The organism is Roseovarius sp., assembly GCF_965277045.1.
In the GTDB taxonomy this organism is placed as follows: Bacteria; Pseudomonadota; Alphaproteobacteria; order Rhodobacterales; family Rhodobacteraceae; genus Roseovarius.
Genome location: NZ_OZ255712.1, coordinates 122417 through 135995, shown reverse-complemented (window position 1 = coordinate 135995; position 13579 = coordinate 122417). Strand labels below are relative to the sequence as shown.

Genomic DNA, 13579 nt, shown 5'->3' with positions numbered 1-13579 from the left:
GCAAGCCGCGGCGAACGCAGAAAAATCTACTGCCGGGCCAGAATCACATCCAATGGCGGGGCGCTCGGGCCCTTGACCGGCTTGGTCACCACATAGCTGAAATACCGCGCCATCCCGATCCGATCGTTGAGCATCTGGTCGACAAGCCGCTGGTAGGCGTTGATGTCGGGGGTGACGATCTGCATCAGGTAGTCATAGCCCCCGCCGATGCCCCAGCACGCCACGATCTGGGGATATTGCTGCACGGCATCCTCGAAAATGCGGAATGTCGCGGCGGTATGATCGGTCAGTTCCACGGCCACGAACACGGTCACGTGCGGCCCGAGTTTCCGAAGCGCGATCTCGGCGCGGTAGCCCTCGATCAGCCCTTCCTTCTCCAGCCGTTTCAGCCGCTCCCAGCAGGGCGATGCGGACAGGCCGACGCGCTCGGCCAGCTTTGACTTGGTGATCCGCCCGTCCTCGGCCAGGACCTTCAGGATTTCGATGTCGCGCGCGTCGAGGCGGGTCATGGTCAGGTCTCGATGCGCGTGCCGGCATCCGGCAAGGCGGCGCGGACATGGCTGGCGATGGCGGTGTCCTGAGCACCGGTGCCGGTGAGGTCGCAGATCGTGACGTCTTCGGGGGTTCTGCGGCCCGGGGCGGTGCCGGCAATGATCTCGCCCAGTTCGGGCGGGGTCACGTCGGTCAAGACGCCCGCGGCACGAGCGGCCTCCAGCTCGCCGCTGGTCTGGCACTGGCTGACCCGGTCGCAGATATAAAGATCCGCCGCGGCCAGCGCCGTGGGGTCGATCTCGTTCTTGCCCTCCTGGTCCGAGCCCATGGCGGTGATGTGCAGGCCGGGGTGCAGCCAGTCGGCCATCAGTACGGGCGTGCGGGCGGGCGTGGTGGTGACGACAAGCTGGCTGTCGGCCACCAGCGCGGCGGGATCGGCGACCGCTTCGGCCGCGATGCCAAGGGTCTGGGCGAGGTCCTGGGCACAGGCGGCAGCCTTGGCCGAGTCGCGCCCGTGGACCAGGACGCGCTTGAACGGTCGCACCAGATGCGCGGCCTGAATTTGCAGCCGTGCCTGCACGCCGGTGCCGATGACGCCCGCCGTTTCGACCGTTTCCGGCGCAAGGTGCCGCGCGGCCACGGCGCCCGCGGCAGCGGTGCGGATATCGGTGAGGTAACCGTTGTCGAGATAGACCGCCTCGACCAGCCCGGTCTTGGCCGATAAGAGGATCATCAGGCCGTTCAGGCTGGACAGCCCCAGCTTGGGATTGTCGAAAAAACCCGGGCTGACCTTGATGGCGAAGCCGTCGAAGCCGGGGATATAGGCGGTTTTCACATCGACCTCGGCATTGGCCTGCGGCAGGTCCATGGACAGGATCGGCGGCATCACCACCTCGCCACCGGCAAGGGCGGCGAAGGCGCGTTCGACGACATCCACCATCTCCACGTCCAATTGAATCGCGGCGCGCAGTTCCGCCTCTGTCACGATCTGGATCTCATGTGCCATAGGCGCGTCCTTTCACCATGGTGTCGCCAAGCTGGATATCCTCGCCCGCCATGATCCGGTGGAACATGCCCATATCGAGGTTGCGGCCCGTGATGATCGTGCCGATGGGCCCCGGCAGCTCTGACAGCTTGCCCGACAGGAGCGCCGCAATGCCGACGACGCAGGCGCCTTCGGCAACGATGCGGTCCTCGTAGAACAGCACTTGCATGGCGTGGTAGATCTCTTCCTCGGTGACAAGCACGATGTCGTCCAGGTGATCGCGGCAGAGCGCGAAGGACAGCTTGTTGTCCATGCCGATCCCGCCGCCAAGGCTGTCGGCGAGGCTGGCGACCTCCTCGACCTCGACCGGGTGACCGGCGGCGACGGAGGCGTGCATGGCCGCGCCGCGGTCCATGCTGATGCCGATCACCCTGATCTGCGGGTTGATCGCCCTGGCCGCAACCGCGACCCCGGCGGCCAGCCCGCCGCCCGAAAGCGGCACGAGGATGGTGCCCAGGTCCGGGCGGGCCTGAAGCATTTCAAGCCCGATTGTCCCCTGCCCGGCGATCACATGCGGGTCGTCGAATGGCGAGATCTCGACCAGGCCGTCGCTGTCGACCAGCCGCAGGCTTTCGGCCAGCGCGTCGTCCTGGCTCTTGCCGCAGATCTGCACCTCGGCCCCCAGTGCGCGGATGCCGTCGACCTTGGCCTGGGGCACCAGGCTCGACATGCAGATCACCGCCCGCAGACCGCGATGTGCGGCGGCATAGGCCACGCCGCGCCCGTGGTTGCCAGTCGAACAGCAGGTCACGCCGGCGACGTCGTCGGGCAGGTTCATCACCGCGTTCACCGCGCCGCGCAGCTTGAACGCGCCGATGGGCTGCATGTTTTCGAGCTTCATCAAAAACTCGGTGCCGGTCTTTTCGGTCATGAAAGGCGACGGCACGAATGGCGTGGCGTCGGCGATGCCGGCGATGGTTTTCCGGGCCGCCAGTATGTTCGACAGGGCGAAGGCCAAGTCTGCACTCCTCTTTCTGTTGCACCCGGGACCCGGCCGGACTGCGCCGGTGCCCGCGTGCCCCGCAGGATGGGGGAAGCGGCACGCCGAACGCAACCTCAATTGGCGCGACTGGCGGAAACAATAGGCCCAAGGGGCAGGACACGGCCGGCGTTCGCCGGGCCGGGACGGCGGCGTCAGCGGGGGCGGCGAGGCGTGCGAGCGCATGAAAAGACCCGGCCCGCGCGTGGCGCGGACCGGGCCGAGATCGTCAAAGCGCCGTCAGGCGTTCAGGCCGCGGCTTTCTTGCGGTTCTCTTCCAGGCGGGCGTCGATGATCGACACGGTTTCGTCCGCCTCGGCCATGGGCTTGCCCTTCTGGTCGGCGATCAGTTTCACCAGCATGTCGACCCGTTCGATCGAGTCCGCACCGCTGTCGATGGCCCTGGCGGCCGAGGACGGCTTCAGCAGGCCATTCGCGGCGCTGGCATATTTCTCGAACGGCACCTGATCGTCCTCGTCCGCGCCGAGTTGCATGACAAGATCGCAGATCTTGCTGTAGATCGACTGCGATTCCAGCAGGTCGCCATGCACCGCTTCCTTGATCGGGCGAATGCCGTCGCGCTGGACGCAGCGATAGTTGCCGGTCAGCAGCATGGCCCACTTGGCGAACGGCACGAACAGGGAATCGAAGAGCCGCAGCTTGACCGGCACGTCCTTGCCGTCGACGCGCACGGCCTCGATCGCCTCTTCCAGTTCGCGCACCATGGCGGTGTGGGCCGGATCCTCGAACGGCGCGGCCTTGAAGTTGGTCGGCAGGCCCAAATGCAGGACGTTCGGGCCTTCGTCGGGCGGGCGGAACGCTTGCGGATCGGGGCTGCACAGCGACACGAGGCCGGGCTTGAAATCCTCCCACGGCTCGATGCTGTTGAACGCCGGGCGCAGCGCCTCGGCGTCCAGTCCCTCGATCCGCTTGAGGTAAGGCAGCGGCGGCATGTTCATGATCGAGAGGCACGGCCGCCCGGACGCCGCGATCCGCTTCATCAGCTTGGTGATCTCGGCGTTGCCGTATTGCGGCTCAGACATGGCAAGGGCCACGAGGTCATACTCCTCGGGGATCACGTCGCCCGGCGCCTTGGCATCGAGCGTGCCCGGCAGGTCATCCGACTTGAAGGCGCGGTGCTCATCCTCGTCACGCAGCTTGATGCGGACTTCGGTGCCCTTTTCGTTGATGATGTCCGCCGTCGCCTGGCGACAGACCAGCGTCACGTCCTGACCAGCCATCAACAGTTTGGTGCCCAAGAGCGAGCCGTAGGATGCCCCCAGAATAAGAACCTTGCGAGCCATGATGAAATCTCCTTGTCATTTCATCACGCAAGATAATTGCGTGAGCAGATTCTTCTACAAAATTCGTGTAAATGTGTTATTGATAATGATTACAAATGCGACATCTGTAATATTGTAAAGAACCTGCCATGGCGAAGACCTTTATCGGCCCGAAGCTGCGACAGTTGCGCATCGCCCGCGACCTGACGCAGGCGGACGTCGCGGAACGTCTGGGGATCAGCCCCGCTTACGTGAACCTGTTGGAAAACAACCAGAGAAGCCTGTCGGTCAAGATGCTTCTGGCGATTTCCGAGACGTTCGACGTGGACGTCAAGGAATTGACGAAGGACAACAGCGCCCATGTGCTGGCCGATCTGCGCAACGCATTCGGCGACACCACGCTGGAAGGCGCGGCCCCCGACATCCAGGAGCTGCGCAGCGCCATCGACCGTGCGCCGGCTTTTGTCGATCATTTCCTGCAATTGCACCGGGCGCATCGCGCCGCCCTTCGCATCATCATGCGCGGGGGCATGGATGGTCGGGACGAAGAGATGCTTCACGCCTCGCCCGAGAACGCGATTCACGATATTTTCCGCAAGAACAGCAATTACTTCGCCGTGCTGGAGGTGGCCGCGGAAAATGCGCGCCGGGCGATCCCCGTCGCGCCGGAATCGCTGTTTGTCGATCTGCGCGCAGGACTGCGGAAACACCACGGGGTGTCGGTGGAGGTGCGGCCACTGGAGGAAATGGGCGAGTCGCTGCGTATCTACGACGACAGCAGCCGCACGTTGTTGCTGTCACAGGCGCTCAATACCGAGAACCGCGCCTTCCAGATGGCGCATGTCCTGGCCTTTCTGACCGAGGGTCGGATGATCGCCAAGATGGCGCGCAACGCGCAGACCGATCCCGAACGGGTTCAGCCCCGGCTGGAGGTCGAGCTTGGCAATTATTTCGCTGCCGCTTTCCTGATGCCCTATGAGCCGTTTCTGAACACCGCCGAGGAAACGGGCTATGACATCGACCGCATCGCGCTCGCGTTCGGCGTGACCTTCGAGCAGGCCTGCCACCGCCTGACGACGATGCAGCGCGACAAGGCGCAGGGCATTCCGTTCTTCCTGCTGCGGCTGGACCGGGCGGGCAACGTGACCAAGCGGTTCAACGCCACCTCTTTCGACCTGGCCGAGTATGGCGGGGCCTGCCCGGTGTGGAACGTGCATGCCGCCTTTTCGGTGCCCGGTGTGATCTTTCCGCAATTCGTCGAGATGCCGGACGGGCAGCAGTTCTTTTCGATCAGCCGGACAGTGCATCGCCCCGTCTTCAGTGCCGAAACCCAGGACCGCCGCCTGACGCTGACGCTGGGCTGCGAGGCCCGTCATGCGCATCGCATTCGCTATGCCGCCAGTTTCAAGATCGACGATCCGACGCTCTATCAGCCGATCGGCATCAACTGTCAGCTTTGCCCGCGGCAGGCCTGTTCGCAGCGCGCGCACCAGCCGTTGTTCATCAACCTGCCGATCGACGCCAACCGGCGCGGCTCGACCCGTTACGAAAGCTGAAGCCACGAAAAAGCCTGCCCCCCGGGAGATCAGGGGGCAGGCGTTGGGCGTCGCGGAAAGATGCGTGGCCCGTATCAGGCCCGTATCAGGCCCGGCTTTCCGCCGCCTTCTTGCGCTTGCGCAGGATGCGCTGCACCACCGGGAAGAGCACCAGCGCCAGCGCCAGGCAGATGCAGACCAGCGAGATCGGGCGCGTGATGAACGTGGTCGCGTCGCCCTGAGCCGAGATCAGCGACTGGCGCAACGAGCGTTCGGCCAGGGGCCCAAGCACGATGGCCAGAACCGCCGGCGCCACCGGGTAGTTCAGCTTGCGCATCAGGTAGCCCACGATGCCGATGATCAGCATGATCCAGGTGTCGAACATCCGGTCCGTCGTGGCGAAGACCCCCAGCACGCAGAGCGTGAAGATGATCGGCGTCAGCAGGGTGAAGGGCATCGCCAGCACCCGGATGAAGACCGGGATCAGCGCGATGTTCAGCACCACAGTCACCGCGTTGGCCACGTACATCGACCCGATCAGGCCCCAGACGAAATCCGGGCTTTCGGTGAACAGGAGCGGCCCGGGGCGCAGGCCCCAGATGATCATGCCGCCCAGAAGGATCGCCGTGGTGGGCGAGCCGGGAATGCCCAGCGTGATCATCGGCAGCATCGAGCCGGTCGAGGCCGCGTTGTTGGCCGCTTCAGGCGCGGCCACACCGGCCACGTTGCCCTTGCCGAAGCTGTCGGGATCCTTCGAGAACGTCTTGCTGAGACCATAGGACATCAGCGCCGCCGGGGTGGCCCCCGCCGCAGGCAGCGTGCCCACGAAGAAGCCCAGGAACGAGCCCAACCAGGTCGAGTTGATGTAAAGCCGGATCTGCTTGAAGTTTTCCTTCATGCGCGACATCGAGATCTTGACGTTGTGCATCTGGACCTTGCCGCTGGTGGTTTCCAGCGTCCAGAGCATCTCGCCGATCCCGTAGATGCCGATCGCCAGCACCAGGAAGCCGATGCCGCGCTGGAATTCGACCATGTCGAAGAAGATCAGGCGCGGGCTGCCCGAGATGATGTCGAAGCCCACCGCGGCCAGCACGAGGCCCAGAAGGATCGAGAAGATCGTCTTGGGGATGTCATCCCCGCCCAGACCGATGAAGGTGGCGAAGGCCAGCAGCATCAGCGCGAACTCCTCCTGTGGGCCGAATTTCAGCGCGAAGGCGGCCAGGGGCGGCGCGAAGAGCGTGAAGAGGATGATCGAGACCGTGCCGCCGATGAAAGATGCGATGGCCGCGGCCATGAGCGCCTGGTCGGCCTTGCCCTGTTGGGCCATAGGTCGCCCGTCGAACACCGTTGCCACGGCCGTCGAGGCCCCTGGAATGCCCAGCGTTATCGAACTGATCGCCCCCCCGTACATCGCGCCGTAGTAGAGTGCGGCAAGAAAGATGATCGCCGTCGTCGGCGGCACCAGGAAGGTGATGGGCAGCAGGATCGCCACCCCGTTGACCGAGCCGAGGCCCGGCATGCAGCCCACGAACAGCCCCGCAAGGCAGCCCGCGAAAATCATCATCAGGTTCAGAGGCTGGAACGCCTCAAGAAGGCCTGACCCTAGGGATACAAGTACCGTTTCCATTTTTCGTCAGACCTCTCAGTAGAACCATTCGTAGCGGAAGTTGTCGACCCAGAGGAAAGCGTCCTCGAAGATCGGCAGACCCTTCGGCAGGTACTTCGTCAACGCCACCTCGAAGAGCAGGTACACGAAGATCGGCGTGCCGATCGCGAAACCAAGGGTCATCGGCCACGAATGCCGCCCCATGAAGCGCACGAAGAACAGCATGAAGACGACCAGCGCCAGGTAGGTGCCGATGAACGTCATCATGATCAGCAGCGCGAGAACCGACCCCGCCGAGATCGACACGAGAAAGATCGTATCTCTCGATATGTAGGGGTCGGTGTTGCGCGACTCGGGCGTCTTTTTCTGCGCCCATCGCACGAGTGTGGCGACGGAGGCCAGTGCCATGCCCGCCGACAACCAGAACGGCCACATGCCGGCACCGGGACCCCTGCCCCTGACCCAGCCGATACTTAGGTCGTCTGTGTATACGTTTAACATCAGGCCGAGTGACACCAGCAGGGTCACGATCGCCATCAGGAGTTCCGCTGTCCGGACCGTCATTCTCTTTGGCTCCGTATAAATCGTTTGCGATCTTTCGAGGGGGCGTGTCCCTGCCGGACCAATCTGCCCGCGCCCGGATCGTCAGGCATCCAGGTGCAGGGCCCGATGTGTCCGGGCCCTGCCTATTTCAGGATTGGCTTACTCGCCGGTGATCGCACCCGCGCCGACCTTTTCGATCAGCTTTTCATGCGCGACCTTCTGATTTTCGTGGAACGTGGCGAGGTCCTCGCCCTTCATCATCTTGTCGCAGGTCAGGCCGTCGGACTTGCAGAATGCCTGCCATTCCTCGCTGTCGAACAGCTCCTGGAACAGGTTCACGTACCACTCGACAGCTTCCGGATCCATGTCCGGCGGGCCGTTCACGGAGCGCTGCATGTAGTACTCGATCTCCACGCCCAGTTCCTTGGCCGTTGGCACGTCCGGGAAGGCCGGCATGCGTTCGGCCGAGAATTGGACCAGCGGCTTGGTGTTGCCCGCGCGCCAGAACTCCATCTGCTCGGCGGGGTTGTTCACCGTGCTGTCGATCTGGTTCCCCACGAGGTTCTTGGCCACCGTACCACCGCCCGGGAACGGGATGTAGGTCACGTCATAGCCGAACTCGGCTTCCATCATCGCGGTCAGAACGCTGTCTTCCTGGCCCGACCCGGTGCCGCCGACCTTCCAGTCCTTGCCGGCCTCGGACACGACCTTGTTGAAGCTGTCGAGATCGGTGATGTCCTCGCGGTCGGTGTTGACCCACAACAGGAACGTGTCCATCGCCATCAGGCCGATGGGCGTGAACTCGGTCACGTCGATGCCGAGATCCTCCTGGATGATCGGCGTGGTGTAGAAGCTGTTCAGCGTCATCATGACGGTGTGGTTGTCACCCGCCTTGTCCTGCATGTACCGCAGCGCCTCGGCGCCCGAACCGCCCGGCTTGTTGATCGGGATGAACGGCCGCGGGCTCAGGTCCTTTTTCTGAATGAGGCCCTGCAACAGGCGCGCGATCTGGTCCGCCCCACCGCCGGTGCCGGCCATGATGATGAACTCGACCGGCTTTTTCGGCTGCCATTCCGCCAGCGCTGCCGGCGCCGTCAATGCCAGTGCGGACGCACTCGCAACAAGTAGCTTAAAGGTATTCATGGTTATCCTCCCTATGGTCTCCATGTGTGTCAGGGCTGGTGCGCGTTCATTCTTGACGTGTTTGGCGCGTGCCCCATTCCTGGTCGTCTGCTCAGTCTTCGCCGGACCTCCCCTCTCTCCTCAATGAACCATGATGACCGGGAAATCCGCCTCGGCGACAACGACTTGCGAGTTGCCACCGAACAGGGATTCCCGTTCGTAACTGTCGTGATAGGCGCCGATGATCAGCATCCCGGCGCCCGCGGCGCGGGTTTCCGACAAAAGCTGCCGGCCGACGTTGCGCCCCTCGGCCTTGAAAAGCCGGATGTCGGACGCGACGCCGCGCAGTTCGAGATAGCGCTGCAACTGGTCCGCCCCGGGATGCTCGTCCTTGGGGCTGTCGCCGGTATGCAGGATCGTGACCTTCTTGGCGTTGGAAATGATCGGCATCGCCATCGCCACGGCGCGTGTCGCCTCGAGCGATCCGTTCCAGCCGATGGTGACGTGATCCGCGAAACCCGCGTCTGCAACGTCCTGGTCGGGGCACATCATCACCGGACGGCCCGAAGAAAACAGCGCCGATTTCAAGGTGTTGACCCCGAGGTTCATCTTCTGGTCCGGTTTGGCAACGCAGACAAGGTCGCACAGGCGACCGTATCTTTGCACCGCATCGACCTGCTTGCCCTCGTATTCGATGAACCGGGTCGTGGGCTTGTCCAACTCGTGATCGGCGATCTCGAGCCCGAGTTTCCGGGCTTGCTTCTCGAACTCACCGTAGAGCTGGTCCCGGGTCACGTCGGCATTGGCATGCGCCGCATCCTCGATCTGACGGCGCAGCATGGTCGGGATCACGACGCCGTAAGGCATCATGTCCTCGGTCTTGGGATGGCAATGCACCACGCGGACCCGGGCGCCGAAGCGCCGCGCCAGGGCGGCGGCGTGGGCAAAGACATTGTCGCCTTTGCCGTCGCCCCGCACCGGAAGCATGATGCTGTGGATGGAGTCGTAAGCCATGGCTCAGAACAACCCTTCGATTTCGCCCTGGTCGTTCAGGCGGATGGATTCAGACGCCGGCCGGCTGGGCAGGCCGGGCATGGTCATGATCTCGCCGCAGACCACCACGACGAAGCCCGCGCCCGCCGACAGCCGCACTTCGCGCACCGGTACCGAGTGGCCCGTGGGCGCGCCGCGCTGGGTGGGATCGGTCGAGAAGCTGTACTGCGTTTTCGCCATGCAGACAGGCAGATTGCCATAGCCCTGCTCTTCCCAGCTCTTCAGCTGGTCGCGGATCTTCTTGTCCGCGATCACCTCGTCGGCGCGGTAGATCTTCCTGGCGATGGTCTCGACCTTCTCGAACAGGCTCATCTCGTCGGGGTAGATCGGCTTGAAGTCCGCCTCGCCCTTCTCGATCGTCTCCACGACCTTCTTCGCCAGGTCCGCCGAGCCTTCCGAGCCCAGCTCCCAGTGGCGCGACAGCACCGCCTCGGCGCCGTTTTCGGCCACGAAGTCCTTCACCGCCTGCACTTCGGCATCGGTGTCGGTCACGAAATGGTTGATCGCCACCACCACCGGTACACCGAAAGACTTAACATTTTCGATATGCCGGCCCAGGTTCGGGCAGCCCGCCTTGACCGCGTCCACGTTCTCGGCCCCGAGATCCGCCTTGGCCACGCCGCCGTTCATCTTCATCGCCCGCACCGTCGCCACGATCACCACCGCCGACGGCGCGATCCCGGCCTTGCGGCACTTGATGTTCATGAACTTCTCCGCGCCCAGGTCGGCGCCGAAGCCGGCTTCCGTCACCACGTAATCGGCGATCTTCAGCGCCGTGGTCGTGGCGATGACCGAGTTGCAGCCATGCGCGATGTTCGCGAACGGCCCGCCATGCACGAAGGCCGGGTTGTTCTCCAGCGTCTGCACCAGGTTGGGCTGCATCGCGTCCTTCAGAAGGACGGTCATCGCGCCCTCGGCCTTGATATCGCGGCAGAAAACCGGGCTGCGGTCGCGGCGATAGGCCACGATCATCGCGCCCAGCCGCTCCTCGAGGTCCTTGAGGTCGCTCGCCAGGCAGAGGATCGCCATGACCTCCGACGCCACGGTGATGTCGAACCCGTCCTCGCGGGCAAAGCCGTTGGCCACACCACCCAGCGACGACGTGATCTGGCGCAAGGAGCGGTCGTTCATGTCCACCACCCGGCGCCAGACGATCCGGCGGGTGTCGATCTCGGCGTCGTTGCCCCAGTAGACGTGGTTGTCGATCATTGCGCTCAGCAGCGCGTGTGCCGAGGTGATCGCGTGGAAGTCGCCGGTGAAGTGCAGGTTCATGTCCTCCATCGGCACCACCTGGGCATAGCCGCCGCCCGCGGCGCCGCCCTTCATCCCGAAGTTCGGCCCCAGAGAGGCCTCGCGGATGCAGATCATCGCCTTCTTGCCGATGTGGTTGAGACCGTCGCCCAGGCCCACCGTGGTGGTGGTCTTCCCCTCGCCCGCCGGCGTCGGGTTGATCGCGGTCACGAGAATCAGCTTGCCGTTCTCGTTGCCCTTCACCGAGTTGATGTAGTCCTGGCTCACCTTCGCCTTGTCATGCCCGTAGGGCAGCAGGTGCTCGGACGGTATCCCAAGCTTGTCGCCAATCTCCTGGATCGGCTTCTTCGACGCCGCACGCGCAATCTCGATGTCTGATTTGTGGCTCATTGTATGTTCCTTTGTCGCGTTTCAGCTTGGAAATTCTTCGCCGACCTCAAGGCCGACCTCGGATGCCCACTGGGCGGCGGATGTCTTGTCGCCGCCCTCGGGCCGTACTCGTTTCACCAGGATACGTCCGCCGACGCATTGCACCTCGATGCCGTCGTCGGTGATGGCGCGGACGCGGCCCGAAATGCCGTCGCCGGGGGCGCGGGCACTGTCGAAGATCCCCAGCTTGGCCCCCTTGTAGGTGGTCCAGGCGCCGGGCGCGGGGTTGGTGCCGCGGATGAGATCATAGACCTGCCCCACCGGACGGTGCCAGCAGATTTCCGAGTGCCGCGCGGTGCAGCGGCGCTCGTAGGTGGCCTCCTCCTCGTCCGGCACGATATGCGGCGGATTGCCGGCGCGGAAAAGGTCGCAGACCTCCAGCACGCTGTCCACCGCCGCCGGGTAGATCTTCTTGAAATAGAGGTCGATCACCGTGTCGTCGGGGCCGATCTCGCATTCCCACTGCATCAGGCTGTCGCCTTCGTCCAGCCCGTCGGACGGGTAGAACCAGCTGAAACCCGACTTGTCCGAGCCCATGATGATGGGCCAGTTGACCGCGCTGGGGCCACGATGCAGCGGCAGAAGCGACGGGTGGAAACAGATCGAGCCGTGCTTGGGCGTATCCCGCGCCGCCTCGGGCACGAAGACGTTGACGAAGGCCATGACCATGAGGTCGGCATCGAAATTCGCCAGTGTTTCAAGTGTTGCTGCATCGTCGAAATTCGCGGGCTGCTCGACGGGCAGGCCCTTTTCCAGCGCGAACTCCTTGATCGGGTCCACCGGCTTGCCGTCCCGGTCGGGCTCGCAATACACGGCAACGACCTCGTCGGTTCCGGTCTCGATGATCTTGGCCAGCGCATCCTTGCCGAAGGCTTGCTGCCCCATGACGATCAATCGCATTTTCTTCCTCCCTTGGGTCCGGCAGGTGCGGATATTCTCCGCACGCTCCCGGTCTTTCCTTTATTATTCCGCCGCGGTTTTCTGCGGGTCGCCCACGGCGCCGCTGTCGAGCACCGCCTGCAGGTCCTCGCCCGCGTAGCCCAGCACATCGCGCAGGATCTCCACCGTGTGCTCTCCCAGAAGCGGCGAGCGGGTCACGTCCACCGGGCTGTCGCTCAGCTTGATCGGGCAGCCCACCGACGCGTACTTGCCGCGCTTGGGATGCTCCACATCGACGATCGTGCCCGTCGCCCGCAGCCCCTCGTCCTCGATCAGTTCCTTGGTCGACAGGATCGGGCCGACGGGGATGTTCAGCGGGTTGCAGATGTCCATCACCTCGAACTTCGTCTTGGTCATGGTCCAGTCTTCAATGGCCCCGAAGATCTCGTTCAGCTTGTCCAGACGCTCGGGCGGCGTGGCATAGCCCTCGGCCGTCTTCCACTCGGGCTTGCCGATCACGTCGCAGATCTGCTCCCACACCGCGGCCTGGGTGATGAAGTAGGTATAGGCGTTGGGATCGTCCTCCCAGCCCTTGCACTTCAGGATCCGCCCCGGCTGACCGCCGCCCGAGTCGTTGCCCGCGCGCGGCGTCGCCTCGCCGAACTCGATGCCCTCGCCGTACTGGCTGTATTCCTTCAGCGGGCCCGCCTCCAGCCGCTGCTGGTCGCGCAGCTTGACGCGGCAGAGGTTCAGCACCCCGTCCTGCATCGGCGCCAGCACCTTCTGGCCGCGGCCCGTGCGCTCGCGCTGGAAGAGCGCCGTCATGATGCCGAGGCAGAGATGCAGGCCGGTGCCCGAGTCGCCGATCTGCGCGCCCGTCACCAGCGGCGGGCCGTCGCGGAACCCGGTGGTCGAGGCCGAGCCGCCAGCGCATTGCGCCACGTTCTCGTAGACCTTGCAATCCTGGTACTTGCCGGGCCCGAAGCCCTTGACCGAAGCCATGATGATCCGCGGATTGATCTCCTGGATCCGCTCCCAGCTGAACCCCATCCGGTCCAGCGCGCCGGGCGCGAAGTTCTCGACCAGCACGTCGCATTCCTCGATCAGGCGGGTCAGAACCTGCTTGCCGGTCTCGTTCTTGGAATTCAGCTCGATCGAGCGCTTGTTGTGGTTGAGCATGGTGAAGTACAGGCTGTCCGCGCCGGGCACATCCACCAGCTGCTGCCGCGTCGCATCGCCAACGCCGGGCCGCTCCACCTTCAGAACATCCGCCCCGAACCACGCAAGAAGCTGCGTGCAGGTCGGACCGGACTGCACATGAGTGAAGTCCAGAATCTTGATGCCGTCCAATGCTTTCATGGT

At 64.1% G+C, this 13579-nt stretch carries 12 protein-coding genes; 1 reads left to right on the top strand and 11 read right to left on the bottom strand.

Features of this window, described 5'->3' with window-relative positions:
* Positions 1-26 precede the first annotated feature (26 nt).
* The 4 genes from ACQY4V_RS00735 to ACQY4V_RS00720 all read right to left on the bottom strand — a co-directional run bounded on the left by ACQY4V_RS00735 (position 27) and on the right by ACQY4V_RS00720 (position 3820).
* On the bottom strand, positions 27-509 hold the full coding sequence (locus ACQY4V_RS00735; protein WP_428515046.1) for an Lrp/AsnC family transcriptional regulator: 483 nt from the start codon (positions 507-509) through the stop codon (positions 27-29).
* Positions 510-511: 2 nt separating this feature from the next.
* A complete protein-coding gene (locus ACQY4V_RS00730) occupies positions 512-1498 on the bottom strand; it encodes a cyclodeaminase (RefSeq protein ID WP_428515045.1) in 987 nt (328 codons plus the stop codon).
* Positions 1488-2495 (bottom strand): hydroxyectoine utilization dehydratase EutB, encoded by a 1008-nt coding sequence (gene eutB / locus ACQY4V_RS00725; RefSeq protein ID WP_428515044.1) that lies wholly within the window; start codon positions 2493-2495, stop codon positions 1488-1490. The genes ACQY4V_RS00730 and eutB overlap by 11 nt, the downstream gene beginning before the upstream one ends.
* Before the next feature lie 269 nt (positions 2496-2764).
* A complete protein-coding gene (locus ACQY4V_RS00720) occupies positions 2765-3820 on the bottom strand; it encodes a ketopantoate reductase family protein (protein ID WP_428515043.1) in 1056 nt (351 codons plus the stop codon).
* A gap of 128 nt (positions 3821-3948) precedes the next feature.
* Between ACQY4V_RS00720 and ACQY4V_RS00715 the strand changes: the two genes are divergently transcribed.
* Positions 3949-5355 carry a helix-turn-helix domain-containing protein gene (locus ACQY4V_RS00715; RefSeq protein ID WP_428515042.1) on the top strand — a complete coding sequence of 469 codons (1407 nt, stop codon included), beginning with the start codon at positions 3949-3951 and terminating at the stop codon, positions 5353-5355.
* 85 nt (positions 5356-5440) lie between these two features.
* On the opposite strand, the gene ACQY4V_RS00710 is transcribed toward ACQY4V_RS00715, so the two are convergent.
* The 7 genes from ACQY4V_RS00710 to frc all read right to left on the bottom strand — a co-directional run bounded on the left by ACQY4V_RS00710 (position 5441) and on the right by frc (position 13576).
* Positions 5441-6898, bottom strand: coding sequence for a tripartite tricarboxylate transporter permease (locus tag ACQY4V_RS00710; protein WP_428517320.1), 1458 nt, complete (start codon positions 6896-6898; stop codon positions 5441-5443).
* A gap of 78 nt (positions 6899-6976) precedes the next feature.
* The gene (locus tag ACQY4V_RS00705; RefSeq protein WP_428515041.1) at positions 6977-7504 is read right to left on the bottom strand and encodes a tripartite tricarboxylate transporter TctB family protein; all 528 of its coding nucleotides are present in this window, start codon (positions 7502-7504) and stop codon (positions 6977-6979) included.
* Between the two features lie 138 nt (positions 7505-7642).
* The gene (locus tag ACQY4V_RS00700) at positions 7643-8626 is read right to left on the bottom strand and encodes a Bug family tripartite tricarboxylate transporter substrate binding protein (RefSeq protein ID WP_428515040.1); all 984 of its coding nucleotides are present in this window, start codon (positions 8624-8626) and stop codon (positions 7643-7645) included.
* Positions 8627-8746: 120 nt separating this feature from the next.
* On the bottom strand, positions 8747-9619 hold the full coding sequence (locus tag ACQY4V_RS00695; protein ID WP_428515039.1) for a universal stress protein: 873 nt from the start codon (positions 9617-9619) through the stop codon (positions 8747-8749).
* Between the two features lie 3 nt (positions 9620-9622).
* Positions 9623-11299, bottom strand: a complete 1677-nt coding sequence (locus tag ACQY4V_RS00690; protein ID WP_428515038.1) for a formate--tetrahydrofolate ligase — start codon at positions 11297-11299, stop codon at positions 9623-9625.
* Between the two features lie 21 nt (positions 11300-11320).
* Positions 11321-12238, bottom strand: coding sequence for a methionyl-tRNA formyltransferase (locus ACQY4V_RS00685; RefSeq protein ID WP_428515037.1), 918 nt, complete (start codon positions 12236-12238; stop codon positions 11321-11323).
* Positions 12239-12301: 63 nt separating this feature from the next.
* Entirely contained in the window at positions 12302-13576 is a 1275-nt protein-coding gene (gene frc / locus ACQY4V_RS00680; RefSeq protein WP_428515036.1) for a formyl-CoA transferase, read from the bottom strand.
* Between the last annotated feature and the right edge of the window lie 3 nt (positions 13577-13579).